Annotated in this window: 27 protein-coding genes and 1 pseudogene; 18 read left to right on the forward strand and 10 right to left on the reverse strand. The window is 73.7% G+C overall.

All coding sequences use genetic code 11. The features are described from left to right. Window positions 1–61: 61 nt before the first annotated feature. Window positions 62–637, reverse strand: a complete 576-nt coding sequence (locus AQJ30_RS17570) for a heme-binding beta-barrel domain-containing protein (protein ID WP_067234571.1) — start codon at window positions 635–637, stop codon at window positions 62–64. Window positions 638–882: 245 nt separating this feature from the next. Further along, window positions 883–1416, reverse strand: coding sequence for a hypothetical protein (locus AQJ30_RS17575; RefSeq protein ID WP_067234573.1), 534 nt, complete (start codon window positions 1414–1416; stop codon window positions 883–885). Between the two features lie 34 nt (window positions 1417–1450). Between AQJ30_RS17575 and AQJ30_RS17580 the strand changes: the two genes are divergently transcribed. After that, window positions 1451–1813: a DsrE family protein gene (locus AQJ30_RS17580; RefSeq protein WP_067234575.1), complete on the forward strand. Its 363-nt coding sequence runs from the start codon at window positions 1451–1453 to the stop codon at window positions 1811–1813. Between the two features lie 89 nt (window positions 1814–1902). Here AQJ30_RS17580 and AQJ30_RS17585 read toward each other — a convergent pair whose 3' ends face one another. Further along, complete coding sequence (locus AQJ30_RS17585; RefSeq protein WP_067234578.1) at window positions 1903–2163, reverse strand: DUF3099 domain-containing protein; 261 nt, start codon at window positions 2161–2163, stop codon at window positions 1903–1905. 79 nt (window positions 2164–2242) lie between these two features. On the opposite strand from AQJ30_RS17585, the gene AQJ30_RS17590 reads away from it, so the two are divergent. The 6 genes from AQJ30_RS17590 (at window position 2243) to AQJ30_RS17610 (ending at window position 6273) form a co-directional block, all read left to right on the forward strand. Beyond that, window positions 2243–2497: a MoaD/ThiS family protein gene (locus AQJ30_RS17590; protein WP_067234582.1), complete on the forward strand. Its 255-nt coding sequence runs from the start codon at window positions 2243–2245 to the stop codon at window positions 2495–2497. A 10-nt stretch (window positions 2498–2507) separates the two neighbouring features. Next, complete coding sequence (locus AQJ30_RS17595) at window positions 2508–3803, forward strand: hypothetical protein (protein WP_067234583.1); 1296 nt, start codon at window positions 2508–2510, stop codon at window positions 3801–3803. A gap of 115 nt (window positions 3804–3918) precedes the next feature. After that, window positions 3919–4641 carry an LmeA family phospholipid-binding protein gene (locus AQJ30_RS17600; protein ID WP_067234586.1) on the forward strand — a complete coding sequence of 241 codons (723 nt, stop codon included), beginning with the start codon at window positions 3919–3921 and terminating at the stop codon, window positions 4639–4641. A 241-nt stretch (window positions 4642–4882) separates the two neighbouring features. Continuing rightward, a complete protein-coding gene (locus tag AQJ30_RS40125; RefSeq protein WP_350751515.1) occupies window positions 4883–4963 on the forward strand; it encodes an Ms5788A family Cys-rich leader peptide in 81 nt (26 codons plus the stop codon). 135 nt (window positions 4964–5098) lie between these two features. After that, window positions 5099–5944 (forward strand): sulfurtransferase, encoded by an 846-nt coding sequence (locus AQJ30_RS17605; RefSeq protein ID WP_067234589.1) that lies wholly within the window; start codon window positions 5099–5101, stop codon window positions 5942–5944. Window positions 5945–5985: 41 nt separating this feature from the next. Next, a complete protein-coding gene (locus AQJ30_RS17610; RefSeq protein ID WP_067234592.1) occupies window positions 5986–6273 on the forward strand; it encodes a DUF1416 domain-containing protein in 288 nt (95 codons plus the stop codon). Window positions 6274–6377: 104 nt separating this feature from the next. On the opposite strand, the gene AQJ30_RS17615 is transcribed toward AQJ30_RS17610, so the two are convergent. Next, window positions 6378–7232, reverse strand: coding sequence for an alpha/beta hydrolase family protein (locus tag AQJ30_RS17615; protein ID WP_079084111.1), 855 nt, complete (start codon window positions 7230–7232; stop codon window positions 6378–6380). Between the two features lie 170 nt (window positions 7233–7402). On the opposite strand from AQJ30_RS17615, the gene AQJ30_RS17620 reads away from it, so the two are divergent. From AQJ30_RS17620 to AQJ30_RS17645, 6 genes are all read left to right on the forward strand, one after another. Continuing rightward, window positions 7403–8191, forward strand: a complete 789-nt coding sequence (locus AQJ30_RS17620) for a winged helix-turn-helix transcriptional regulator (RefSeq protein ID WP_067234597.1) — start codon at window positions 7403–7405, stop codon at window positions 8189–8191. 96 nt (window positions 8192–8287) lie between these two features. Then, the gene (locus AQJ30_RS17625) at window positions 8288–9310 is read left to right on the forward strand and encodes a LacI family DNA-binding transcriptional regulator (protein ID WP_079084112.1); all 1023 of its coding nucleotides are present in this window, start codon (window positions 8288–8290) and stop codon (window positions 9308–9310) included. Between the two features lie 143 nt (window positions 9311–9453). After that, window positions 9454–10545: a S1C family serine protease gene (locus AQJ30_RS17630; protein ID WP_067234602.1), complete on the forward strand. Its 1092-nt coding sequence runs from the start codon at window positions 9454–9456 to the stop codon at window positions 10543–10545. A gap of 242 nt (window positions 10546–10787) precedes the next feature. Then, window positions 10788–11522: a response regulator transcription factor gene (locus AQJ30_RS17635; protein WP_067234605.1), complete on the forward strand. Its 735-nt coding sequence runs from the start codon at window positions 10788–10790 to the stop codon at window positions 11520–11522. Beyond that, a complete protein-coding gene (locus AQJ30_RS17640; RefSeq protein ID WP_067234607.1) occupies window positions 11519–13012 on the forward strand; it encodes a HAMP domain-containing sensor histidine kinase in 1494 nt (497 codons plus the stop codon). Before AQJ30_RS17635 ends, AQJ30_RS17640 begins: the two co-directional genes overlap by 4 nt. A gap of 99 nt (window positions 13013–13111) precedes the next feature. Then, a complete protein-coding gene (locus AQJ30_RS17645; RefSeq protein ID WP_067234610.1) occupies window positions 13112–14233 on the forward strand; it encodes a pectinesterase family protein in 1122 nt (373 codons plus the stop codon). Window positions 14234–14386: 153 nt separating this feature from the next. On the opposite strand, the gene AQJ30_RS17650 is transcribed toward AQJ30_RS17645, so the two are convergent. Continuing rightward, a complete protein-coding gene (locus AQJ30_RS17650; RefSeq protein WP_067234613.1) occupies window positions 14387–16189 on the reverse strand; it encodes a bifunctional metallophosphatase/5'-nucleotidase in 1803 nt (600 codons plus the stop codon). 180 nt (window positions 16190–16369) lie between these two features. On the opposite strand from AQJ30_RS17650, the gene mshD reads away from it, so the two are divergent. Next, on the forward strand, window positions 16370–17296 hold the full coding sequence (gene mshD, locus AQJ30_RS17655) for a mycothiol synthase (RefSeq protein ID WP_067234616.1): 927 nt from the start codon (window positions 16370–16372) through the stop codon (window positions 17294–17296). 81 nt (window positions 17297–17377) lie between these two features. On the opposite strand, the gene AQJ30_RS17660 is transcribed toward mshD, so the two are convergent. The 5 genes from AQJ30_RS17660 to AQJ30_RS17680 all read right to left on the reverse strand — a co-directional run bounded on the left by AQJ30_RS17660 (window position 17378) and on the right by AQJ30_RS17680 (window position 22254). Then, the gene (locus AQJ30_RS17660) at window positions 17378–18091 is read right to left on the reverse strand and encodes an ABC transporter (protein ID WP_211279003.1); all 714 of its coding nucleotides are present in this window, start codon (window positions 18089–18091) and stop codon (window positions 17378–17380) included. Further along, window positions 18075–19631 carry an ABC transporter gene (locus AQJ30_RS17665; protein ID WP_067234620.1) on the reverse strand — a complete coding sequence of 519 codons (1557 nt, stop codon included), beginning with the start codon at window positions 19629–19631 and terminating at the stop codon, window positions 18075–18077. Before AQJ30_RS17665 ends, AQJ30_RS17660 begins: the two co-directional genes overlap by 17 nt. Beyond that, window positions 19628–20497, reverse strand: coding sequence for an ABC transporter ATP-binding protein (locus AQJ30_RS17670; RefSeq protein ID WP_067234622.1), 870 nt, complete (start codon window positions 20495–20497; stop codon window positions 19628–19630). The genes AQJ30_RS17665 and AQJ30_RS17670 overlap by 4 nt, the downstream gene beginning before the upstream one ends. A 193-nt stretch (window positions 20498–20690) precedes the next feature. Then, the gene (locus tag AQJ30_RS17675) at window positions 20691–21530 is read right to left on the reverse strand and encodes a cupin domain-containing protein (protein WP_067234625.1); all 840 of its coding nucleotides are present in this window, start codon (window positions 21528–21530) and stop codon (window positions 20691–20693) included. Between the two features lie 181 nt (window positions 21531–21711). Continuing rightward, window positions 21712–22254: an RNA polymerase sigma factor gene (locus tag AQJ30_RS17680; RefSeq protein WP_067234628.1), complete on the reverse strand. Its 543-nt coding sequence runs from the start codon at window positions 22252–22254 to the stop codon at window positions 21712–21714. Between the two features lie 181 nt (window positions 22255–22435). Here AQJ30_RS17680 and AQJ30_RS17685 point away from each other — a divergent pair. The 4 genes and pseudogenes from AQJ30_RS17685 to AQJ30_RS17700 all read left to right on the forward strand — a co-directional run. Then, window positions 22436–22810, forward strand: a pseudogene (locus AQJ30_RS17685) (GntR family transcriptional regulator); the annotation flags it as partial. 194 nt (window positions 22811–23004) lie between these two features. Then, window positions 23005–23961: an ABC transporter ATP-binding protein gene (locus tag AQJ30_RS17690; RefSeq protein ID WP_067234630.1), complete on the forward strand. Its 957-nt coding sequence runs from the start codon at window positions 23005–23007 to the stop codon at window positions 23959–23961. Next, complete coding sequence (locus tag AQJ30_RS17695) at window positions 23958–25067, forward strand: ABC transporter (RefSeq protein WP_067234633.1); 1110 nt, start codon at window positions 23958–23960, stop codon at window positions 25065–25067. Before AQJ30_RS17690 ends, AQJ30_RS17695 begins: the two co-directional genes overlap by 4 nt. Further along, a complete protein-coding gene (locus AQJ30_RS17700) occupies window positions 25064–26044 on the forward strand; it encodes a hypothetical protein (protein ID WP_067234634.1) in 981 nt (326 codons plus the stop codon). Before AQJ30_RS17695 ends, AQJ30_RS17700 begins: the two co-directional genes overlap by 4 nt.

A 26044-nucleotide genomic window follows, 5' to 3' on the forward strand; every position in this document is an offset into this window, starting at 1 on the left:
ATCACTCCGGGGCGGCGGGACGGCGGACCGCCGCCGGGGCGGCGGCGGTCCGGTCGGCGCGCTACTTGAAGAAGGCGATGCCGTCGTCCGGGAGGTCGCCCGGCAGGGCCTTCGCCCAGCGCTCGACGTCCTCCGGCGTGACGACCTTCTTCAGCTGGGCCGACATGTACGGGCGCAGCGGGACGTCGGGGGTCTGCTTCTCGCCCACCCACATCAGGTCGCTCTTGACGTAGCCGTACAGCCGCTTGCCGCCGCTGTAGGGCGGGGAGCCGGCGGTGCGGGCGACGGCGTCCGTGGCCAGGTCGATCTGGGGCTTCTTGTCGGCGAGCAGGCCGTACCAGATCTCGACGACGCCGTCGTCACGGGTCATCGTCACCTCGACCCGGCGCTCGTCGTCGATCCGCCAGAAGCCGTGCTCGGACTCCAGCGGGCGCACCTTGTTGCCGTCCTCGTCCAGCACCCAGCTGGAGGAGTGGTACTCCAGGAAGTCCCGGCCGTCGTGCGTGAAGGTGACCTCCTGGCCGAAGTTGCACTTCTCGGCGCCGGGGAAGTCGTGCACGCCGGCGCCGGCCCAGTTGCCGAGCAGGAAGGCGAGCGGGACCAGGTTCTTGTGCAGGTCGGACGGAATCTCGATCATGAGAGGCGGTTCCTGGATAGGGGTCAGCGCTGGCCCTGGTACAGCTTCTTCACGGTCAGACCGGCGAAGGCGAGGACGCCGACGCAGACCAGGACCAGCAGAATTTCGAAGAAGAGTTCCACGGGATGCTCCTTGGGCGAGGATCGGAGGGTCCCCCGTCGGGGGAGTACACAGAGCCGGGCCCCAGCTTACGCGGCCGGGACCCGGGGCTCCGTGCGAGGGACGCCCTTGCGGGCCGCCGCCGGTCAGGCCGGCAGTTCGGACTGCAACGTCACGGTCTGCTGGAACGGCACGGCCGCGGCGGTGCCCTCGCGGGACTGCACGACCAGCCCGATCACGTCACCCGCCTGGACGTACGCCTGCCGCACCTGCTCGGGGCCGTACGGCTCGGCCTCGTCGTAGGCGAGCGGGTGATCTGGGCGGGCACGGCCGAGGCCGGGTGGTCCTCGTCGTGCGTCGTCTCGGCGGCGCCGCTGAGGGCGTACTCCGGTCGGTCGTACCGGACGAGGGACCCGAACAGCTCGTCGACGACCTCCGCCGTTGCCGAACTGCAGGAGGTGGATGCGGGTCCGGGTGCCGTCGGCGGTGGTCCAGCCGCGGGCGGCGACGTGCCGCAGCCCGTGGTCGGTGAGCAGCTTGCGCAGGTCGCCGTCGGTCGCCACCTGGCCGTCCTGGGCCGCGGACAGCGGTGCGACCCTGCCCTCGGGGGTGGGGTCGTGGTCGGCCTGGACGAGGTAGCCGACGCAGGTCCCGGCCAGCGTGCCGAGGGTGGTCCCCACAAGGAGTTGCGGGAGCGTTGATTACGATTCCGTCATGGCGAAGAAGCTGGTGATCAAGGTGACGGCGGGGGCCGATGCGCCCGAGCGGTGCTCGCAGGCGTTCACGGTGGCGGCCGTGGCGGTCGCCAGCGGCGTCGAGGTGTCCCTGTGGCTGACCGGTGAGTCGGCGTGGTTCGCGCTGCCGGGCCGGGCCGCGGAGTTCGAGCTGCCGCACGCGGCGCCGCTCCCCGAGCTCATCGAGGCGGTCCTCGCGGGCGGCCGTCTCACCCTGTGCACCCAGTGCGCGGCCCGCCGGGACATCACGGAGAAGGACGTCATCGAGGGCGTGCGCATCGCGGGCGCCCAGGTCTTCGTGCAGGAGTCCCTGGCGGACGACACCCAGGCACTCGTGTACTGACGCGGCACGGGACCCCGGCCCGCCCCTAGGCCGTGTCCGCAAAGTCCCGCCTGCCCTCCGGGCGGACGACGGGACTTTGCGGACACGACCTACCGCGGGCGCTTGCGGCCGTCGAGTTCGTCCCACCACTCGTCGGACTTGGGGTCGCCGGACGGGTCGTCCCACCAGCGGTCCTCGGGTCCGCGGCGGTTGGCGACCATCGCGGCGAGGGGCGGGATCACCATGGCCACGACGCACATGCCGACGGCCGCGGGGACCGACCAGATGCGCACGACGCCCCAGGCCAGGACGAAGAGGGCCAGGCAGGTCCCCATCATGGCGAAGTACACGTGCCGTCGCCTTGCGTACATGGGTCCAGGGTAGGCCGCGCGGGCCCAGTAGCCTGAGCGGTGTTCACAGCCGATTCCGCATGACCGACAGAGGGACGAGATGGCAGAGGTCACGGTGCGCTACTGGGCCGCCGCCAAGGCGGCCGCGGGCGTCGCCGAGGAGCCGTACGACGCGGTCACCCTCGCCGAGGCGCTCACCGCCGTGCGCGCGCGGCACCCCGGTGAGCTGACGCGCGTCCTGCTGCGCTGCTCGTTCCTGGTCGACGGCGACCCCGTGGGGACCCGCGCGCATGAGACGGTTCGGCTGGCCGAGGGCGGCACGGTCGAGGTGCTTCCGCCGTTCGCAGGAGGGTGACGAGACACCGATGACCGATCAGCCGTACCAGCCGTACCAGCAGCACCCGCCGTACCCCGAGGGGCAGGACGGGCCGGAGCCCCACGGGTCCCCGCAGTCCGCCGCCTGGCCGGGGCAGCAGCCGTACCCGCAGGAGCCGGGGTACGGGCGGTACGAGGAGCAGCCGTACGACGACCAGTACACCCAGCAGTGGCAGGGCCAGACCTGGGAGACCAGCACGCAGCCGCCGGTGACGGCGGCCGGCCCGGCCGAGACGTCGTACCTGCCCCCGGTCCTGGCGGCGGACGCCTGGCAGCAGGCACCGCAGTCCCCGCAGGACTCGTACGCCCCGTCGGCGTACGGGCAGCCCGCGCAGCAGTACCCGGACGCGCAGGCCTACGCCTACGCCCCGCAGCACGCCGCCGCGCAGCCGACCCCCCAGCCGTTCGACGCGGCGCTGCCCCCGGCCGAACCGGTCGCCGCCGCTCCCGCCGCTCCCGCCGCCGCCCAGGCGGCCGCCTCCGGCCAGGCACCCGAGTACGGTCCCGCCACGCTCGCCGGGAACGCCCGGATCACCGACGCCCAGCGGGCCCGTCTGGAGGGCCGTTCGCCGGTCATAGAGCCCGGGATGCAGCCGGCGGCGCTCACCGCGCTGCTCGGGCTGCTCCTGTCGGGCACGGCGGCGCTCGGGACGTACGCGTTGCTCGTGCCGCTGGTCGTGCTGCAGGCGGTGACGGCGGCCGGCTGGTTCCGGCTGAACGGCATGTGGCCCGCCCGGCAGGGCATCGCGCTGGCGTTCCTCGGCGCGCTGGTCTCCGACGCCGCCCTGCTGGTGGCCGGCCGCGACAACGGGCCGGCCGCGATCCTCGGCACGCTCGGCGTGTGGGTCCTGCTCTGCCTGGTGCTCCAGCTGCGCTCGCACGCCGACCCGGACGAGCGGATGTACGGCCTGATGGCGACGGTCGCCTCCTCGGCCCTGGCGATCCTGGCGACCGGCTTCCTCGCCGCCGAGCCGGACGCGGTGACGGTCGGCGCGGCCGCGGTGGCCGTCGCCCTGGTGGCCCGGGCGCTGCCGCTGCCGACGCCGGCGTCCGTGGTGGTGGCGCTGCTCGCCGCCGCGGGCGCGGGCGTCGCGGTCGGCGGGCTGACCGACGTCGGCGCGCGGGGCGCGCTGCTCGGCGCGGGCGCCGCGGTGTGCGCGCTGGTCGGCCACCGGGTCGCGAGCTACGACTACCCGTCCCGCTTCGTGCACTTCACGGCCGGCGTGGCCCTGCCCCTCGCGGCGGCGGCCCCGGCGGTGTGGGTGCTGGGGCGGGCCCTGGTGTGACGGCGGTCCTCTGTCACAGCTGATCGACAAATCACCGGCCGGTCTTGCCCCCAGGTTTACCGTGAGTGGTCACTGACCGTCAGGCCGGCCGTCCCGGGTGGGGGAAACAACTGCAATGCGTGCGCTGCGAATACTGCTGATCGTCGTCGTGGTCCTGGGTGGCCTGTTCGTGCTGGCGGACCGGCTGGCCGTCCACTTCGCCGAGGGCGAGGCCGCCGACAAGCTGAGGACCAGCGAGAACCTGGCCTCCACCCCGGACGTGTCCATCAAGGGCTTCCCCTTCCTCACCCAGGTGGCCGGCGGCTCGCTGGACGACGTCGAGGTCGGCATCAAGAGCTACCAGGCGGACACCGGCAACGGCAGGGACCCGATCCGCATCGACGACCTCAAGGCGTCGATGAAGGGCGTGGAGTTCTCCTCCGACTTCGGCTCCGCCACCGCGTCGACGGCCCGCGGCACCGCGTCGATCACCTACGACCAGCTGCTGAAGGCGGCCAAGTCGCAGCCCACGGAGCTGGGCTTCGGGCTGACCGCGCGCGTGGTGAGCCTGGCCGACGGCGGCAACGGCAAGATCAAGGTGGGCGTCAGCGCGGCGGGCCTGCCGACGGTGTACGTGCTGAGCTCCGTGTCCGTCGAGGGCGACACCGTGCGGGTGCACGCCGACTCGCTGCCGAGCATCGGCGGGGTCAGGATCGGCGAGAACCAGGTCCGCTCGGTCACCGACTTCGAGCAGAAGATCGACGACCTGCCGGGCGGCATCGGCCTGGACACGGTGGTGCCCGCGAAGAACGGCGTCGAGATCACGGTGAAGGGTTCCGGCGTCCGCCTGGCCGGGTAGGCAGCACCTGGCCGGAACACGTCGTACGGCCGGGCGCCGCCGCGCAGGGCCACCACGGACGGCAGGTGTCCGACAGGCGAGACGGTGCCGTCCGTACCGCAGCCGCCAGGGCCCGCGGGGTGCTCCGCCGTGCCCGCGGGCGGGGTCCGGACACCTCACTCATCCCGCTATTCGGACGATCGCGTCTCGCCATATGACACGGCGGTGACACACGTCCCGATCCGTCCCTACGATCGGGACCATGAAGCGACAGGCGGACCTCACGAAGCGGCGGGCAGTAGACCTGTGCCGCGTCGCCGCCATGCTCTGTCGCCCCTTCTGAGCGGACCCCGACCCCAGAGCCGGGCACCCGCGTTCCCCGCCGCCCTGCCCAGGGCGTCCGTGCGCCCCGCCCCTGCGCCCGCGCACGTCCCTCACCTGCACACCCCCGCCGCGACTGCCCCGGAGGAGAACGAGCATGAGCCGCAGCGACGTCCTGGTCGACGCCGACTGGCTCCAGGAGCACCTGGACGACCCGACCATCGCCATCGTCGAGGTGGACGAGGACACGTCCGCCTACGAGAAGAACCACATTAAGAACGCGATCCGCATCGACTGGACCAAGGACCTCCAGGACCCGGTCCGCCGTGACTTCGTCGACCAGGAGGGCTTCGAGAAGCTCCTGTCGGAGAAGGGCATCGCCAACGACACCACGGTGATCCTCTACGGCGGCAACAACAACTGGTTCGCGTCCTACGCCTACTGGTACTTCAAGCTCTACGGCCACGAGAGCGTCAAGCTCCTCGACGGCGGCCGCAAGAAGTGGGAGCTGGACGCCCGCGAGCTGGTCCCGGGCGACGAGGTCCCCGAGCGCCCGAAGACCGACTACAAGGCCAAGCCGCAGGACGCCTCGATCCGCGCCTTCCGCGACGACGTGGTCCAGGCCATCGGCGCGCAGAACCTGGTCGACGTGCGCTCGCCCGACGAGTTCTCGGGCAAGCTGCTCGCCCCGGCCCACCTGCCGCAGGAGCAGTCCCAGCGCCCCGGCCACGTGCCGTCCGCGAAGAACATCCCGTGGTCGAAGAACGCCAACGACGACGGCACGTTCAAGTCGGACGAGGAGCTCAAGGAGCTCTACACCCAGGAGGACGTGGACCTCGCCAAGGACACGATCGCCTACTGCCGCATCGGTGAGCGCTCGGCCCTGACCTGGTTCGTGCTGCACGAGCTGCTGGGCGTGGAGAACGTCAAGAACTACGACGGCTCCTGGACCGAGTACGGCTCCCTGGTGGGCGTGCCGATCGAGCTCGGCACCGGCAAGTAACCCCACCCACCGACCGCATCCGACCCCTTCAGGAGTACGACATGTGTGGAGCGAAGGCCGGCGGGCCGGACGCCTCGACGATCAAGCCCGGTGAGACCACCATCCAGGGCCAGGTGACCAAGGACGGCGAGCCGGTGCAGGGCTACGTGCGCCTGCTCGACTCGACCGGCGAGTTCACCGCGGAGGTCCCGACCTCCGCCACCGGACAGTTCCGCTTCTACGCGGCCGAGGGGACCTGGACCGTCCGCGCCCTCGTGCCCGGCGCCAGCGCCGACCGCACGGTGGTCGCCCAGCACGGCGGCCTCGCGGAGGTCGCGATCGCGGTCTGAGCGGACCGCACCGCACACGAGGGCCGCACCCCGCGGGTTGGACACCTGGGGTGCGGCCCTCGCGCGTGCCCGCACGGCCACGAGGGGCACCGGCCGCCCGGCGGTCAGCCGTCCTCCCGGAGCCGGGCCACCGTCCACTCGGCGATCCGGGTCATCAGCGGGTCCGCGGCGGCGTGCTCGGCGTGGCCCATGCCGGGTTCGAGCCAGAGCGCGGCGTGACCGGCGGCGGCCTCGGCGAGCATCCGCGGGTGGTCGACGGGGAAGTAGCCGTCCTGGTCGCCGTGGACGACGAGCAGCGGGGTGGGGGCGATCCCTGGCACCGCCTCCACCGGGGACAGCGGCACCGGGTCCCAGTCGCGGTGGTGGATGCGGGTGCGGAAGCCGTAGCGGCCGACCAGGCGGCCCGCCGGCCGGGTCACCAGCCAGTGCAGCCGCCGCATGGGGGCCGTCCCCCGGTAGTACCAGCGGGCGGGGGCGCTGACCGAGACGACGGCGTCCGTGCCCTCGGCGTCCCGGTGCAGGGCCGCGTGCCGCAGCACCACCGAGCCGCCCATGGAGAAGCCGACCGTCGCCACGCGCGTGTGCCCGAGCGAGCGCGCCCAGCCGACCGCGGCCGCCAGGTCCAGCACCTCCCGGTCGCCGACCGTGGAGCGCCCGCCGGAGGCCCCGTGGCCGCGGAAGGAGAAGGTGACGACGGCGCCGTACCGCGCGAGGACGCGCACCACCCGGCGAACGTGCGGACGGTCCACGTCGCCGGTGAACCCGTGCGCCACGACGAACACCGGATGATCGGCGGGTGACGGTGACGTGTCGTATACAACGGGTCCCGGATCGTATACGGAATCGATCGAGATCCCGTCTTCCGTGTACAGGAACGTCCGCAATGGTGCGGTTCCCGTCGTCTCGCCATGCGGACGAACGGGGGAACGTGCCCCACGACCTGCCGAACCGTTGCTCATGTCGGCTATTGTGCTGGGAAGAGGACTCGGGCAGTGAAGCCCCCGGGTCCTTTCGTGCTTTCGGAAGCGTTGTATACGAGTGGGGAAACCGCTGGTGTACGGGGCCCCGGGATCGCAGAGCAGTGCCGCACCGCCCACGTCCTCGCAGGGACCGAGGAGGAACCAGACGTATGAGTTCTCTGCTGCTCCTGACCAACGCCCTCCAGCCGTCGACGGAGGTGCTGCCCGCCCTCGGACTGCTGCTGCACACCGTGCGCGTCGCCCCGGCGGAGGGCCCCGCCCTCGTCGACACCCCGGGCGCCGACGTCATCCTGGTCGACGGCCGCCGCGACCTCCCCCAGGTGCGCAGCCTCTGCCAGCTGCTGCGCTCCACCGGGCCCGGCTGTCCGCTCGTCCTGGTCGTCACCGAGGGCGGCCTGGCCGCCGTCACCGCCGACTGGGGCATCGACGACGTCCTCCTGGACACCGCCGGACCGGCCGAGGTGGAGGCCCGCCTGCGGCTCGCCATGGGCCGCCAGCAGATCGTCAACGACGACTCCCCCATGGAGATCCGCAACGGCGACCTGTCGGTGGACGAGGCGACCTACTCCGCCAAGCTCAAGGGCCGGGTCCTGGACCTGACCTTCAAGGAGTTCGAGCTCCTGAAGTACCTCGCCCAGCACCCCGGCCGCGTCTTCACGCGCGCCCAGCTGCTGCAGGAGGTCTGGGGCTACGACTACTTCGGCGGCACCCGCACGGTCGACGTCCACGTACGGCGGCTGCGCGCCAAGCTCGGCCCCGAGCACGAGTCGCTGATCGGCACCGTCCGGAACGTCGGTTATCGATTCGTTACTCCCGAGAAGGGCGACCGCTCCGCGGACGAGGCGAAGGCCCCGAAGGCCGCGGCGGACCGGCCAAAGCCGGGCGATGCGGACAACGCGGCCAGGATCGGTGCCGAAGAGGTCGCGGCGGACGTGTAGCACCCCCGCCACCTGGGCGTTGCCACCGCACGGGCGTCCCGGGGCAAGCCCCCGGACGCCCTGCCCAGGGCGGGTCTCTCCGCGTAGACTCCGCGCGTGGCCAAGGTGACTCGGGACGACGTGGCGCGGCTGGCGGGGACTTCGACCGCCGTCGTGAGCTACGTCATCAACAACGGACCCCGGCCGGTCGCCCCGGCCACGCGCGAGCGTGTCCTCGCCGCCATCAAGGAGCTGGGGTACCGGCCCGACCGGGTCGCCCAGGCCATGGCGTCCCGGCGCACCGACCTCATAGGCCTGATCGTCCCGGACGCCCGCCAGCCGTTCTTCGCGGAGATGGCGCACGCGGTCGAGCAGGCCGCCTCCGAGCGCGGGAAGATGGTCCTCGTCGGCAACTCCGACTACATCGGCGAGCGCGAGGTCCACTACCTGCGGGCCTTCCTCGGGATGCGCGTCTCGGGCCTGATCCTCGTCTCCCACGCGCTCAACGACTCCGCCGCCGCCGAGATCGACGCGTGGGACGCCCGTGTGGTGCTGCTGCACGAGCGGCCCGAGGCCATCGACGACGTGGCCGTGGTCCTCGACGACGTCAACGGCGCCCAGATGGCCGTCCGGCACCTGCTGGAGCACGGCTACGACTACGTCGCCTGCATGGGCGGCACCGCCGAGACGCCGGCCGTGGGCGACCCCGTCTCCGACCACGTCGAGGGCTGGAAGCGGGCCATGGAGGAGGCCGGCCTGCCCACCGAGGGCCGGGTCTTCGAGGCCCCGTACAACCGCTACGACGCCTACCGCGTGGCGCTCGACATCCTCTCCGGACCCCGGCGCCCGCCCGCGGTGTTCTGCTCCACCGACGACCAGGCCATCGGCCTGCTGCGGGCCGCCCGCGAGCTGCGCATCGACGTGCCCGGCGAGCTGGGCGTGGCCGGCTTCGACGACATCAAGGAGGCGGCCCTCGCGGACCCGCCGCTGACGACGGTCGCCTCGGACCGCTCGGCGATGGCCCGCGCGGCGGTCGACCTGGTCCTGGACGACGGGCTGCGGGTCGCGGGCTCGCGCCGGGAGCGGCTGAAGGTGTTCCCGTCGCGGCTGGTGGTACGGCGGTCCTGCGGCTGCGCGTGAGGCCGCGGGCGGCTTTCCTGAGAGCTGCCTGAAGGACCCGCCCAGGTCCGCAGCAAGCCACTTATACGGGGCGAACGAGCTTCTGCCGGGCTTCTCAGGGAGCACTCAGGGAGCTCTCATGGTCGGGCGGCAGTCTCGGGGACATGACCGAGAGCTTCCGCCGCGAAGGCGAGTACGACAGCGCGTACCCCCACCCTCACCAGGGCGCCCAGCAGCACGCCTCCACCCCCGCCGCCCCCTCGCCGGTCAACCCCGAGTGGCCGCCCCCGCCGCAGTACCGGCCCCTCACGGCGCAGGGCGCCGGGGACGGCGACGGCGGCACCGCTCTCCTCACCCCCGGCACGGCCGAGCCGGCGCCCCGCGCCCGCAGGCGCACCCGCGGCCCGCTCGGGCTGCTGGCCGCCGTCGCGATCGTGGCCGCGGCCATCGGCGGCGGCACCGCCTACGGCATCCAGGAGCTGACCGGCAAGAACGAGGTCGTCTCGTCCTCGACCACCACCAGCGTGGTGCCGACCGGCAGGACCGGCAGTGTCGCCGCCATCGCCGCGGCCGTCAGCCCGAGCGTCGTCGAGGTCCAGGCGACGTCGGGCTCCGGCCAGTCCACCGGCTCCGGTGTGATCATCACCAGCGGCGGCGAGATCGTCACCAACAACCACGTCGTCGCCGGCGCCTCCTCGGTCAAGGTGAGGACCAGCACCGGCAAGACCTACACCGCGCAGGTCGTCGGCACCGACAGCAAGAAGGACCTCGCGCTGATCAAGGTGCAGGGCGCCTCCGGGCTGAAGGCGGCCACGCTCGGCGACTCCGCCGGCGTGCGGGTCGGCGACACCGTCGTCGCCATCGGCTCCCCCGAGGGCCTCAGCGGCACCGTCACCAGCGGCATCGTCTCCGCCCTGGACCGGGACGTCACCGTCTCCACCGACGAGGGCCAGCAGCAACAGCAGCAGGGCGGCGGCTGGCCGTTCGAGTTCGGCGGCCGGCAGTTCAACGGCGACACCGGCTCCTCCACGACGACCTACAAGGCGATCCAGACCGACGCCTCGCTCAACCCCGGCAACTCCGGGGGCGCGCTGATCGACGCCGGCGGCAACATCATCGGCATCAACTCCGCCATGTACTCGGCCAGTTCCTCGTCCTCCTCGGACGCCGGCAGCATCGGCCTGGGCTTCGCCATCCCGATCAACACCGTGAAGTCCGACCTGGCCACGCTGCGGGCCGGCGGCGCGGACAACTAGCGGACCACCAGCGCACCACCAGCGGACCACCAGGAGGACGTCATGATCCAGCAGGTCGTCCACGCGCCGCACCGCTCCCCCGTCCCGCGGCACCCGCCGCCGCCCGGCCCGACGGGCCGCCTGACCGGCTCCCGCCGGGGGGCCTCCTCGTGTCCGCCGGGATTCGTGCGACGCTGAGAAGGCCCGGGCCCGTCCGTGCCCGTCAGCACACCGTCCCGCCCGCACCCGAGGAACCCACGCCCATGAGCCCCGCCGAAGGCGACCGTGACACCCAGCGCATCCTCATCGTCGACGACGAGCCGGCGGTGCGCGAAGCACTCCAGCGCAGCCTCGCCTTCGAGGGCTACGACACCGAGGTCGCCGTCGACGGCGCGGACGCCCTGGACAAGGCCACCCGCTACCGCCCCGACCTGCTCGTCCTCGACATCCAGATGCCCCGCATGGACGGCCTGACCGCCGCCCGCCGCATCCGGGGCGCCGGCGACACCACGCCCATCCTCATGCTCACCGCCCGCGACACCGTCGGCGACCGGGTCACCGGGCTGGACGCCGGGGCCGACGACTACCTGGTCAAGCCGTTCGAGCTGGACGAGCTGTTCGCCCGCATCCGGGCCCTGCTGCGGCGCAGCTCCTACGCCGCCGCCGTGTCCGCCGAGGCCCAGGCGGACGAGGCGCTCACCTTCGCCGACCTGCGCATGGACCTCGCGACCCGGGAGGTCACGCGCGGCGGGCGGCCGGTGGAGCTGACCCGCACGGAGTTCACCCTGCTGGAGATGTTCATGGCGCACCCGCGCCAGGTGCTCACCCGCGAGCAGATCCTCAAGGCCGTGTGGGGCTTCGACTTCGAGCCGTCGTCCAACTCGCTGGACGTGTACGTGATGTACCTGCGGCGCAAGACCGAGGCGGGCGGCGAGCCGCGCCTCGTGCACACCGTGCGCGGCGTCGGCTACGTCCTGCGGCAGGGCGGTGCCGAGTGAACAGGCTCACGCGCCGCTTCCGCACGCTCCCGATCCGCGCCCGGCTGTCCCTGCTGGTCGCGGCGGCGGTGGCGTTCGCGGTGGCGGCGGTGTCGGTGACGTGCTGGTTCATCGTGCAGGGGAAGCTGTACGACCAGGTCGACGACGACCTGCGGGAGATGGCGCGCAAGCCCGGCACGGTCGGTGCGCTGCTCGAGCGGTGCACGCAGAGCCCGCAGGGGAACACCCAGGTCTTCCCCGGGCGGAACGACTACGTCCAGGCGATCAAGGAGGAGGGCGCGCCCTGCGTCGATCCGAACTCGCCGAGCGCCGTCAAGGTCACCGGCGGCGACCGGACCGTCATCCGGAACGCGAAGGGCGGCGAGGGCTACTTCCGGGACGGTACGGACGAGAAGGGCAACGCCGTACGGGTGCTGACGGCGTACCTGGGCGTCGACACGTCCGACGGCAAGGGAGTCGCCTTGGTCCTGGCGGCCCCCCTCAAGGGCACCCAGTCCACCCTGAACGAACTGGCGCTGATCCTGCTGCTCTTCTCCGGCGTCGGCGTCATCGGTGCCGGGGTCGCCGGGCTCGCCGTCGCCCGGGCCGGGCTGCGGCCCGTGGACAAGCTGACCGAGGCCGTCGAGCACATCGCCCGGACCGAGGACCTCAGCGTCCGCATCCCCGTGGAGGACGACGCCGAGGACGAGATCGCCCGCCTGTCGCGGTCGTTCAACTCCATGACGAGCTCCCTCGCCGACTCCCACGAGCTCCAGCAGCAGCTCATCGCGGACGCCGGGCACGAACTGCGCACGCCGCTCACCTCGCTGCGCACCAACATCGAGCTCCTCACCCGCAGCGAGGAGACCGGCCGCCCCCTCCCGGAGGCCGACCGCAAGGCGCTGCTCGCGTCGGTGAAGGCGCAGATGACCGAACTGGCCTCGCTGATAGGGGACCTGCAGGAACTGTCCCGCTCGGAGCGCCAGCGCGGGGAGCGCGTGCAGGTCGTGTCGCTGGAGGACACCGTCGAGTCGGCCCTGCGCCGGGCGCGGCTGCGCGGCCCGGAGCTGACCGTGACCGCGTCGCTGGAGCCCTGGTACACCCGGGCCGAACCGGCCGCGCTGGAGCGGGCCGTGGTCAACGTCCTGGACAACGCGGTGAAGTTCAGTCCCGAGGGCGGCACCGTGGAGGTGCGACTGGCCGGCGGCGTACTGACCGTGCGCGACCACGGCCCCGGCATCCCCGAGGACGAACTCCCGCACGTCTTCGACCGGTTCTGGCGTTCCCCGAGCGCCCGGGCGCTGCCGGGGTCGGGGCTCGGCCTGTCCATCGTGGCCCGGACGGTGCAGCAGTCCGGCGGCGAGGTGACGCTGGCCCGCGCGGAGGGCGGCGGCACGGTGGCGACCGTACGGCTGCCGGGGGCGCCGACGCCACCGCCGGAGCTGCCCGAGACGCCGGAGACACCGGGGACGCCGGGTGCCGGGACCGCGCCGGGGACGCCGGCGCCGTAGGACCGTGCCGCTCCGGCCCCCTCCGGTGGGTCGGCAACCTTTCCGTTCCCCGTGGCGACCCCCTGTCGGTCACCTCCCCCACACGGAACGGACAGTCGCATGAGCGCTGGCACAACGCACCGCAGCAACGGCACGGCCCGGCCCCGCCGGCGCAGGCGGCCGAGGAACCCGGCCCTCGGTCTGCCGCTGGCCCTGACGGCGGCCGGCACCCTCGCGTACGGCACGGCCGTGGTGGTCGGCGGACAGCAGCAGGCGGCAGCCGCGGCGGCGGCCACGCTCACCGTGGCCAAGGACGGCACCGGTCAGTACACGACGGTCCAGGCGGCGGTGAACGCCGTACCGGCCGGCAACACCTCCCGCGTGGTGATCTCGGTGAAGCCGGGCACGTACCGCGAACTGGTCAGGGTGCCGTCGAACAAGCCGCACGTGACGATCCAGGGCACCGGCGCGAGCCGCAAGGACACGGTGATCGTCTACAACAACGCCTCCGGCACCACCAGGCCCGACGGCTCCGGCACGTACGGCACCGGCGGCAGCGCCACGGTCGCCGTGGAGGCCGACGACTTCCAGGCCCGCAACCTCACCGTCGCCAACGACTTCGACGAGGCCGCCCACCAGGACATCGCCCCGCAGGCGGTGGCGCTGCGCACGGCCGCCGACAAGGTGCTCCTGGACTCCGTCATCGTCGAGGGCGACCAGGACACCCTGCTCGTCGACACCGCGTCGAAGGACAGGCTCGGCCGGGTGTACGTCACCAACTCGTACGTCGTCGGGAACGTCGACTTCCTCTTCGGCCGGGCCACGGCGGTCGTCGACCGGTCCGTCATCACGCTGAAGAAGCGCTGGAACGGCACCTCCGCCGGCTACGTCACCGCCCCCTCCACCGCGGCCGGCCGCCGGGGCATCCTCATCGCCAACTCCACGGTGAACGGCGACGTCTCCGACCGCACCTTCTACCTCGGCCGCCCCTGGCACGCCGGGGGCGACGCCACCCTCGACCCGCAGACGACCGTGCGCAACACGACCCTCAGCGCCGCGATCAAGTCCACTCCCTGGACCGACATGAGCGGCTTCTCCTGGAAGTCCGACCGCTTCGCCGAGTACGCCAACCAGGGCCCCGGCTCGGGCCCGGCGAGCAGCGACCGCCCGCACCTGACGGCCGCCCAGGCGGCGGACCAGGAAGTCGCGGACTGGCTGGGCGACTGGACGCCCACCGCCTGACCGCCCGGCGCGCAGCCGTACGATCTCCCCGCCCGGACGGACGCGCCGCCGGGCGGGGAGGGGACGCGGCCCGTTGCAACACGTCGGGATCGACATGCAGAAGGGCCCCGTCCGTACGACGCGCGTACGGACGGGGCCCTCGTCGGCCGAGGCCTACTGCACGATCGTGATCCGGTTCGGGACCGGCGGGGCGATCGGGCTGGTGGCCGAGGAACCGGCCGTCAGGTACTGCGCCAGGGCCGCCAGGTCGTCGGTGCCGACCAGGTCGTTGGTGCCGAGGCCCAGCGTGGTGAAGCCGTCACCGCCGCCCGCCAGGAAGCTGTTCGTCGCGACCCGGTAGGTGGCCGCCGGGTCGATCGGCGCGCCGTTCAGCCGGATCGAGTCCGTGACCACGCGGTCCGCGCCCGCCTTGGTCAGGTCCAGCGTGTACGTCAGGCCCGACGACGGCTGGAGGATCTTCGGGGCCGCCGCGTTGGAGCCGCTCACCTGCTCCTTGAGCGCCTGGATCACCTGGGCGCCCGTGAAGTCCTGCAGGTTCACCGTGTTGGCGAACGGCTGCACCGTGAAGCCCTCCGCGTACGTCACCACGCCGTCGCCCTCGCCGGCCTTGGCCGCGTAGGTCAGGCCCGCGCGCACACCACCCGGGTTCATCAGCGCCAGGTCGGTCTCCGGGTCCAGCTGCTTGCCGTACGCCAGTTGCGCGTCGGCGATCAGGTCGCCCATCGGGGACTCGGTGCCCGTGTTGGGGACGTCGGCGGAGATGTAGCCGATGGGACGGTTGCCGATCGGCGCGGCCAGCGTGTTCCACTTGCTGATCAGCTGCGTCATGTCGGGCGCCTTGGGGACGTCCCGGGTGACCACGTGGTTCGCCGACTTCACCGCCGTGCGCGCGATGTCACCGGTGAACCGGTCGTACGTCAGCGTGGTGTCCGTGTACAGGCGGCCGAAGCTCGACGCCGAGGTGACCATGCGGGGCCGGCCCGCCGGGTCATTGACGGTGCACACGTACGCGTTGTGGGTGTGGCCGGTGACCAGCGCGTCCACCGCCGGCGTCACGTTCTTGGCGATGTCGACGATCGGGCCGGAGATCCCGGCGCCCGCACCCGGCGCGTCACAGTCGTAGTTGTACGCCGACGAGGCCGGGAAGCCGCCCTCGTGGATCAGCGCCACGATCGACTGCACGCCCTGGCGCTGGAGCACCTTGGCGTACTTGTTGATCGTCTCGACCTCGTCCTTGAACTGCAGGCCCTTGACGCCTTCCGCGGAGACGATGCCCGGCGTGCCCTCCAGGGTCACCCCGATGAAGCCGATCTTGACGTCCTTCTTCTTCCAGACCCAGTACGGCTTGAGGATCGGCTTGCCGGACTTCTCGTTCAGCACGTTGGCCGCGAGGTAGGGGAAGTCCGCGCCCTCGAACGGCGTGTCCGTGTAGCAGCCGTCGGTCGGGTGGCACCCGCCGTTCTGCAGCCGGCCCAGTTCCTTGGCGCCCTCGTCGAACTCGTGGTTGCCCACCGACGTGACGTCCAGGTCCAGCTTGTTCAGCGCCTCGATGGTGGGCTCGTCGTGGAACAGGCCCGAGATCAGCGGCGAGGCGCCGACCATGTCACCGCCGGCCGCGGTGACGGAGTACGGGTGGCCCTGGCGGGCCTGGCGCAGGTGCGTGGCCAGGTACTCCACACCGCCCGCGTCGATCGTCTTCGTCGTGCCGTCCGCCTGCCGTTCGGTGACCCGGCCGGAGGAACCGGACGGCGGCTCCAGGTTGCCGTGCAGGTCGTTGAAGGACAGCAGCTGCACGTCCTGGTAACGGCTGGGCAGCGGACGGGAGTGCGTGCTGTCGTGCGCGTCCGCCGGGAGCGCCGCGGCCAGCGCGCCCGCGCTGGCGAGCGTGACGGCCGCCGCGAGCATGCGGTACGTCCGGCGTCGGCGGCTCGGATACGACTGGGAAGTGGCTGGCATGCGCCCCCCTGTGCTTCAACTGTGGTGAGTGGTTCGCCCGGCGCAGCCTAAAGTCAACGCGCGTAGCGCGACAGGGGGTTCATGGTTACATCCTGGTTTCCCTTTTCCGACGTCTTTGCCGTCGCCGCCCGCCCGGGCGCTGCCGCCACTTCGGCCGGGGCGAGCCTTACCCTCGTACGCATGACCAGCGACGACCCCGCACGGCTCCCCTCCTCCCGATCCCTCGAGACCACTTCGGCGCTCACCCCGGACCAGACCGACGCCGTCCTCGACCTGCTCGCCGAGGCCGCCCGCGCGGACGGCCAGCAGGCGGTGTCCGAGCAGGGCCGGCTGCAGCTGCGCGGCGGCGCCCGCGCGGGCGTGTCCCACCTGCTGCTCACCGTGGGCGACGAACTCGTCGGCTACGGCCAGCTCGAGGACACCGACCCCGTCGAGGCACCGGCCGCCGAACTCGTCGTCCACCCCGGTCACCGCGGTCACGGGCACGGCCGTGCGCTCGGGTCCGCGCTGCTCGCCGCCTCCGGCAAGCGGCTGCGGGTCTGGGCCCACGGCGGTCACCCCGCCGCCCGGCACCTGGCCCAGGTGCTCGGCCTGACCCTGTTCCGCGAACTGCGCCAGATGCGCCGGTCCTTGACCGACCTCGACCTGCCCGCCCCCGTCCTGCCCGAGGGCGTCACCGTACGGGCGTTCGTGCCCGGCACCGACGACGCCGCCTGGCTGGCCGTCAACTCCGCGGCCTTCGCCCACCACCCCGAGCAGGGCTCCCTCACCCAGGTGGACCTCGACGCCCGCAAGGCCGAGCCCTGGTTCGACCCGGGGGGCTTCTTCCTCGCCTTCCGCGGGGAGCACCTGGTCGGCTTCCACTGGACGAAGGTCCATGCGGAGGAACAGCTCGGCGAGGTCTACGTCGTCGGCGTCGCCCCCGGTGCCCAGGGCGGGGGCCTCGGCAAGTCCCTCACCACCATCGGCCTGCGGCACCTGGCGGCCCAGGGGATGCCCACGGCGATGCTGTACGTGGACGCCGACAACAAGGCGGCGGTGTCCGTGTACGAGCGGCTGGGCTTCGTCACCTACGAGACGGACCTGATGTACCGCACGGAGACGTGAGACCCCGGGGGACCTTCCCGCTGGTGGAGGGCCGGACGGCTGAGTACGCCCGGCAGTGGACGACGGCCCTGGTGCCCGGGGTCAGCGTGCGGGTGACGTGCGCCCCGGCCGGCCGGCGAGCGGTCTGCGTCCCGGGCTCCACCGCCGCAGCGGCTCCGGTGTCCCCGCCCCGACCAGCAGCGCCGTCAGGACCAGGGCCGAGGCCCATCGCTGCTGGGTCCCGGTCCACCACGGGTCCCCGGGCAGGTTCAGCAGTCCCCAGCGGTCCGGGACCAGCGCCACGGCCAGTGCGGCCAGGGCCAGCCGGACCGCCGTCGCCCTGCCCGGCCTGGTCGCGTCCGTGCAGCGGATCACCGTCGTCGCGAGGGCGAGCGCGGTCGTCGCCATGGCGGCGGCTTCCAGCGTGACCGGGCCGGCCGGGGGACGCGCGGGCCCCGGTACGAGGAACAGGGCCGCCGTCCACCAGGCCGCCGCGACCGGGAGGGCCAGCCCCGCCCGCAGGCCGGCCCGGACCGCCCGGCCCACCGGTGTGGCGGCGGTGGTGTGCCGGGCCGGGTCGTCGAGGAGGAACCCGAACGCGAGGGCACCGAGCAGCGCGACCAGCCGCAGCACGGCCCATCCCGCGTCCGCGTCGGGCACCCGCTCCGGAAGTCTGGTGCTCCCGGCCAGCAACAGGCCCCCTGTGCCGGCCACCGCGGCCGCCCGCCAGGGCAACGTCCGCCACACCGGCGGCACGAGCGCCCGCAGCAGCGGGCCCCTCCCCCTGCGCAGGAGGGACCTACTCGTCGTCCGCACAGGTCTCCACCCCCTTCGGCACCGGCACGCCCAGCAGCCGCGCGGTCTGTGCCGTCGTCGTCCGGGGGGACGTCAGGTCCCGCCAGTGGGCCTTGACCCGGGCGGTCACCTCCGCGCGCGGGCGGTCCAGGAGGGCACGCAGGACCTCGGTCTGCTGGGCCGTCAGGGACAGCGGGTCCGTCGGGGCCAGGACCACGCCCGAGCCGGTGACCTCGTCGTCGAGGCGTACGTTGCGGAAGGTCGTCAGGGGGTGCGGGTCGCTGCCCAGGGCCAGCCACATGACGGTGACCATGCGCCCGTCGCACAGCGCGTCGGCCCTGGCCTCCGTACCGGCCACCAGGACCGCGGCCACGCCCACCGCGAACTCGCCGACGCGGTTGCCGCCCCAGCGGGTGCCGACCGTGACCTCACCGGGAGTGGTGGAGGGGGCCAGCGTGCTGTCGACCTCCAGTCCGCCGCTGGTGTCGATGCGCTGTCGTACCGTCAGGCGCAGGTCGGACGCCGGGGCGCCGGCCGCCGCGCGCACCCGGTCCACGACCTTCGCCCACTCCCGCCGCACGCCGTTCCACTCGGGGAAGGAGCAGTACGTCGCCCCGTCGCGGGTCGTGCAGGACTGGACCCGCTCGGGTGCCGTGGAGGCCGTCTTCCGCGCTGCTTCCAGGGCCGCCGTGTCCCGCGGGAGCTGACCGACGGCGCCCGCCGCGGTGACCGCGAGGGCGACCGCCGTCACGGCCTTCAGCGCGCGCGTGCGGCCGCCGGCGACGAGCAGCGCCGCGCAGGCCAGCAGGGCGCACAGCCCGGCCAGGTACAGCGCGTGCCAGGAGGCCGGGCGGCCCAGCAGGTCCGAGGGGACCGGGTCGCCCCCGCCGCCGCCCGCGTCGAGGACCGGCGCGAGCCGCCGCACGCCCTCCGGCGCGCCGTCGGTCATCAGCAGGCTCGTGATCAGGAAGTACACGGCGACCGCGAAGAGTATGGGCACGAGGCTCGACGGGAGCAGCCGGGCCAGCAGCACGCCCACCACCCCGGTGAGGAGCACCATCAGCGGTCCCACGGCCAGCTCCCCGAGCGAACCGTGGCCGACGGCACCGGGCTTGAGCGCCGACCAGCCGTACTCGACGGCGACCAGCAGCGCGGCCAGCAGGGCGAACGGCACCACCGACAGCAGGTGCGCCAGGGTGCGGCGCCAGGGCTCCAGGGGCAGCACGCCGAACTGCTGGGCCGTGCCGTTCCTGCGGTCGCGCTGCACCGCCACGTTGACACAGATCAGCAGGGCGATGGAGGCGAGCAGCGGGCCGGACTGGGTGTCGCGGTCCACCGTGTTGAGGACCGGGAAGGCGTCCATGCCCTCCTCGTCCCAGCACTTCCAGACGAGCAGGCCGGCTTCGAGCAGGAAGAAGAACAGCACCGGGATCTGCATCACCAGCTCCCGTGCCTCGACGCGGGCGAGGGCGAGGACGGCCGCCGTGCGGTGGGCGGCGCGGGCCGGGGCGGCGTCGGCCGGGGTGGGGTCCGTCGTGGGCTCCTTGACCGTGGTGCTCATGCCGTCACCGCCGCGCTGTCGCCGTCCAGAGTGAGCAGGTAGCCGTCCTCCAGGGTGGGTTCGAGGAGGTCGGCGCCCTCGGGCGGGTCGCCGACGTTGCGGAAGGTGCCCGTGCCGGTCCGCCAGCCGGCACGTGCGGCCGGGTCGCGCCGGGCACTGCTCCATACCCGGCCGGCCGCCCGCGCGGTCAGCTCGGCGGGGGTGCCCTCGAAGCGGACCCGGCCGTGGGCCAGGACCACCACGCGGTGGCAGAGCATCGCCACGTCCTCCGTCTGGTGGGTGGACAGCAGCACCGTGCGGCCCTCGCCCGCCTCGGCGACCAACTCCCTGAACCGCATTCGCTGTTCCGGGTCCAGGCCGACGGTCGGCTCGTCCAGGACCAGGAAGCCGGGGTCACCGACGAGGGCGGCGGCCAGGGCGACGCGCTGGCGCATCCCGCCGGACAGCCGCTTGATCCGCTTGCCGCGCACCTCGCTCAGGTCGACGGCCTCCAGGACGCGGCGCACCTCGCGGTGGCGTGCCCCGCGGTCGGTCAGCTCCTTGAGGATCGCCACGTAGTCGACGAACTCGAAGGCCGTGAAGTCCGGGTGGAACCCGGGGGTCTGGGGCAGGTAGCCCAGCTCCCTCCGGAGCGCGAGCCGGCCCGCCGAGGTGCGCGGGTCGTGGCCCAGCGCCCTGAACCCGCCCCCGTCGGGCGGCACGGCGGTGGCCAGCACCCGCAGCAGGGTGGTCTTGCCCGCGCCGTTGGGCCCGAGCAGCCCCGTGACCCCGCGTGTCAGGCTCAGCGAGACGTCGTCGAGGGCCCGTGTGCCGCCGTAGCGGAGGGTGAGGCCGGAGGCCGTCAGCGTGGTGGGTGCGGGGGTCATGCGGTGCTCCCGGAAGGGCAGTGGCCTGCGCGGCCGTCGGGTGAAGGGCGGTGGGCGGGGGCGCCGACCGGTGGGTGGCTGTGGGGGCGGGGGCCGTCGGGTGAAGGGCCGTCGGGTGAAGGGCCGTCACCTGCCGCCCACCGGGACTGCGAGGCGCGGGTCGGCAGCAAGAACGCCGTACGACGGTCGGTCGTCATGGCAGGTCCCCTCCCGCGAAGTGGCCCGCGCGCCCGGTGTCGAAGCGGTCCCGTGACTGCACGAGCAGCACGGTCGCCAGGGCCGCCAGTCCTGCCGCGGCCGACTGCCCGGCCGCCGTGAACGGCACGGGCGTGTGGCCGTCGGCCCGCGTGGTGGCCACCAGCAGCAGCGCCAGCCATCCGCCGCCGACCAGCGCGGGCGCGAGCACCGGGCCCAGCCGGGCACTGAGCGCCAGTCCGGTCGCGGTGAGGGCGAGCGCGGGCAGCAGCCAGGCCAGGGCCGACAGGCCGTACCCCGGCAGGGCCAGGGTCGCCAGGCCGTTGCAGACGAGCCCGGTGGTGAGGACCGCGACCGTGCGGATCATCAGCAGCCGGAAGCCGTGCAGCGGGGCGACGACCGCCATCTCGAACGTCGGGTCGAGCGACGGACCGAAGGACAGCGCCACCCCGGCCAGCGGCAGCAGCGGCGCCAGCGCCAGGAACAGACCCGGAGTGTCCGCCACCCGGACCACCAGCACGGTCATCATCAGCAGCGACAGCACCGCCAGCAGCCAGGAGCGGCGCAGTACCGGTGTCGCCGTCAGGAGGCGCGCGGTGTGGTCGGCGACGCCGAGCCGCAGCAGCACCCGCTCGAACGGTCCCGGCCGGGGCGCGTCCAGCTCCGCGTCCAGCCGCTCCCAGCCGGCGTCCAGCACGGCCGGCTCGGTCGCCCCCGCCAGCCGTGCCCGGCACTGCGCGCAGGCCGTGAGGTGCGTGTCGGCCGACCACAGCGAGGGGGGTGCCAACTCTCCGCGCGCGTAGGCCCGCAGGTCCTCCTCGGCCACGTGCCACGTCATGCCGCCACCTCCTGCTGCCGTCGCTGCCGCTCCTGCCACCGCGCGACTCCGCCGCCGCGCGACAGGGCTCCCTGGCCGTCCACCGGGGCTCCGCCGTTGTGCGCCGGGACACCCCCGCCGCACAGCGGGCCACCCCGTCCGGTCACGGGCCGGCTCCCGTCCATGACCTGCTCCGTCCGCCTCACGCCAGCGCCTCCCGCAGTTGCTTGCGGGCGCGCTGGGCCCGCGTCTTGACCGTGCCGGCGGGAATGCCGAGCAGGACCGCGGCCTCCCGGGTGCTCAGGCCGTCGATGACCGTCGCCTGGAGGACCGCCCGCAGCTCGGGGGAGAGCCGTATGAGGGCCCCGGCGAGGTCCCCGTGCTCCACCCCCGCGAGCACGCGGTCCTCCGCCGACGCCTCGTCCCGGTGGCGCAGCCGTGCCAGCGTCTGGCGCAGTCGTCCGCGCGCCCCGTCGTTGCGCAGTGCGTCGACCAGCCGGCGCGAGCCGATGCGCCACAGCCAGCCGGCCACGTCGCCCTCCTCGCGGTAGCGCGCGGAGCCGCGCCACACCGCGAGGAACGTCTCCTGGACGACGTCGTCGACTATCCCGGCGTCGGCGCAGCGGCTGCGCATGCGTGCGCTCAGCCACGGCGCATAGCGCCGGTACAGCTCCTCGAAGGCGTGACGGTCCCCGTGCGCCGCGATGGCCCGCAGCAGCTCCCCGTCGCTTCCCGTTTCGCTCACACCCCCTCATCGGACGAGCCCCGCCCATCGGTTCACGATCCGCGGCCCGGATTTCCGGAACCGGCCGCCGGTCCACCCCGTACCTGCCTCGGGCACCTCATCACGGCTCCGGCCCCCGGCTTGACTTCCGCCCCACCCTGCACCACCCTTTCACTACTCAATTAGTGAAAGGGTGGTTGCCGTGGTCGAATACCGCATCGACCGCCACAGCGGCGTCGCCACCTACGTCCAGATCGTCCAGCAGACCAAGCAGGCCCTGCGCCTGGGCCTGCTGCGGCCCGGGGACCGGCTCCCGACCGCCCGTGAGGTCGTCGAGGCGACGGCCATCAACCCGAACACCGTGCTCAAGGCGTACCGCGAGCTGGAGCGGGAGGGCCTGGTCGAGGCCCGCCGGGGGCTCGGCACCTTCGTGCGGCGCTCCCTCGGCGCGACCCCCGCCGACGACTCCCCACTGCGCGCCGGACTGGGCGCCTGGGCGGCGGAGGCCCGCGAGGCGGGGCTGGACCGGGAGGACGTGGCCGCGCTCTTCGCCGCCGTCCTGGACGAGGTCTTCCCGGACCCGGGCAGCCCGCCCGGCCCACCGAGCCCGAGCAGACGCGACGCCCCACACAACCCCGGCGCCCCCAGCAGCACAAGCAGTCCCAGGACCCCCAGCGACCCCAGCAACCTCAGTAGCCCCTGCCGCCCCAGTAGCCCCAGTAGCCCCAGCAACCCGAGCGGCAAGCCTGCGCTCCAGGGGGGAGACCCTTCATGACCAGCCGCCCCACCCCGTACGCCCTGCGGGCCACCGCGCTCGGCAAGCGGTTCGGGCGCCGCGGCGCCTGGGCCCTGCGCGACTGCTCGTTCCGGCTGCCCGCCGGCCGGGTCTGCGCCGTCGTAGGCCCCAACGGCGCCGGGAAGTCCACCCTGCTCGCCCTCGCCGCCGGACTCACCACGCCCTCCGAGGGCGAGGTCATCGTGCTGGGCACGGACCCGGCGTCGGCCCGCGCGCGGGTCGGCTACGTCGCCCAGGACAAGCCGCTCTACCCCCAGCTCACCGTCGCCGAGACGCTGCGCCTGGGCGCCGACCTCAACCCCGGCCACTGGGATCCCTCCGTCGCCGAGGCCGTCGTACGGGCCGGGGAGCTGGCGCCCGGGTCGAGGATCCGCTCGCTCTCCGGCGGTCAGCGCACCCGGGTCGCCCTCGCGCTCGCGCTGGGCAAGCGGCCCGAACTGCTGCTGCTGGACGAGCCGATGGCCGACCTGGACCCGCTGGCCCGGCACGAACTGATGGGCACGCTGATGGCGCAGGCGGCGCAGTACGGCACCACGATCGTGATGTCCTCGCACGTCGTCGCCGAGCTGGAGGACTCCTGCGACCACCTGCTGCTCGTCGGGGGCGGCCGGGTGCGGCTGGCCGGTGAGATCGACGAGCTGACCGAGGCCCACGCACGCGTGAGCGCGTCCGCCGAGACGGCCGACCTGACCGGGCACACGGTGGTGGAGTCCCGCACCACCGGCCGTCAGCTCACCGCACTGATCCGGCCGGACGGCCCGCTGCCGGCCGAGTGGCGCACCGCGTCGCCCACCCTGGAGGAACTGGTCCTCGCCTACCTCCGCAACCCGCGGGCCGCCTCCCTCACCCCCGCGGAGCCCGCCGACCGGGCCGGGACCACCACGAAGGCCGGCACGGGGAACGCCACGGCCGACACGGGGGCCGCCGCATGAGCGCGCTCACCTCCCCGCTGCCGACCGCTCCCGGCCCGCTGCCCGCGGCCCCCGGACGTCCCGCCGCGCTCGCCCGCGACCTGCGCTGGCTGCTGCGCCTGCACCGTCCCACCCTGTACGTCTGGGCGGCCCTGGTCGTCGTGCTGGCCGCCGCGCTGCTCTGGCTGGCGGGCCCGCTGACGGACGCGTCGGCCGACGCGTGGCGCGACTACAACGCGTGCCGGGACGGGGGGCGTTGCTCCTACTACCAGGACGCGATCCTGCGCTACAAGGACGTGTACAGCTACACGACGGTCGCCCTGACCGCGTTGCCCTTCCTGGTCGCCGCCTGGTCCGGCGCCGCCCTGATCGGCCGTGAGCTGGAGTCCGGCACCGCGCACCTCGCCTGGACGCAGGGTGTCTCCCCGGCCCGCTGGCTCGCCGTCAAGCTGGCCGCGCCGGCCGTCCTGGTCACCGCTGGCACGGGGCTGCTGGTCTGGCTGCACCACCGCGCGTGGTCGGCGGCGCACGGCCGCGTGGACACGGCGAAGTCCTGGTACGACGGCCTCACCCTGCACGCCAACGGCCCGACCACGGTCGGCCTCGCCCTCGCCGGGCTCGGGTGCGGGGCGCTGGCGGGCCTGCTGTGGCGCCGTGCGCTGCCCGCGCTGGCGACGGGCCTGGTCGCCACCGCGGCGGTCCGGGTCCTCGCGGACCGGCTGATGCCGCACCTGTGGGCGGCCGACACGGTGGTCACTCCCCTCAGCCGCGGCCCGGGGGGCGTCGGCATCACCGTCGACGAGGGCATCGTCACCTCCACGGGCGCGCACGTCCCGCTCCCGCACTGCCCGCCGGAGGACGCGGTGCACGGCTGCACGGCCACCTACGCCGAGGCGGACGCGGTCGGCTTCTTCCACACGTACCACCCCGCCGCGCACTACTGGCCGCTCCAGCTGACCACCACGGCCGTCCTGCTGGCCCTGGTCGCCGTGCTCACGGTGATCGCGTTCCGCCTGCTCGGGCGGTCGACCGGCGGAGCCGCCCGGGGCCGCCGGACGGCGGGAGCCGGCCAGGAACGCCAGGGCCGTCGGACCGCAGCCGCCCGTCGGACGGGAGTCGCCGCATGACCGCGCTCACCGATGAGCGGGCCGTCACCGCGCCGTCCGCCGCCCCGCGCGCGTGGGGCACCGCGCGGACCGTCCTGCGGCTGCACCGCACCGCGCTGCTGCTGTGGGTGGCTGTCGTGGCGGGACTGTCGGGCTGGCTGGTATGGCTGACGCTGGTCACGGCCCCCGCCGAGCGGGCGGCCATCGACTGCGCCGGCGAGGACTTCTGCGACAGCACCGTGCCCGGCCTCGGCTTCGGCACCCCGGTCGGCTGGATCGGGATGCTCGTGGCCTACGCCTTCCTCGCGGTGGCCGCGTTCGCGGGCGGCGCGCTCATCGGCCGGGAGGTGGAGTCGGGCACCGCGCGCCTCGCGTGGACCCAGTCCGTCACGCCCGCCCGCTGGCTGGCGGCCAAGCTCGCCGTGCCGGCGCTGGTGATCGCGGGCGGCATGACCGTGCTGGTCCTGGTGTTCCGCTGGTCCTGGCACTCCGATCCCCACCTGGTGTTCGAGGAGTGGAGCGGGGCCGCGCCGTTCCTGGCCCGTGGCCCGGCCACCGTCGCGTACGCCCTGTGCGCCCTGGCCGTCGGCGCGCTCACCGCGCTCCTGCTGCGCCGCGCCCTGCCCGCGCTCGGCGTCTCGCCGGCCGTCATGGGGCTGCTGAACCTGGCCCTCACCCGCCTGCGCCCCTCCCTGTGGCCGCAGGTGCACCGCACCTCGGCGACGGTGGTCGTCACGCCGGAGCACGCGTGGGTGCTGGACGAGGGCGCCCTGGTCCACGGCCGGCCCCGGACCGGCGTCCCGTACTGGAACTGCGGCGGCGCCCCCGCCGCGGCCCGGCGCTGCCTGGACGACCTGGGCGTCACCGGCTACTACGCCTCGTACCACCCGCAGTCCCACTTCTGGCCGCTGCACCTGGTCGAGACGGCCGTCGTGCTGGCGGTGGCCGCGCTGGCGACCGCCGCGGCCTTCGCCGTCGTACGCCACCGGACGCGCTGA

Origin of the sequence: Streptomyces longwoodensis, assembly GCF_001514125.1 — a bacterium.
Lineage (GTDB): Bacteria > Actinomycetota > Actinomycetes > Streptomycetales > Streptomycetaceae > Streptomyces > Streptomyces longwoodensis.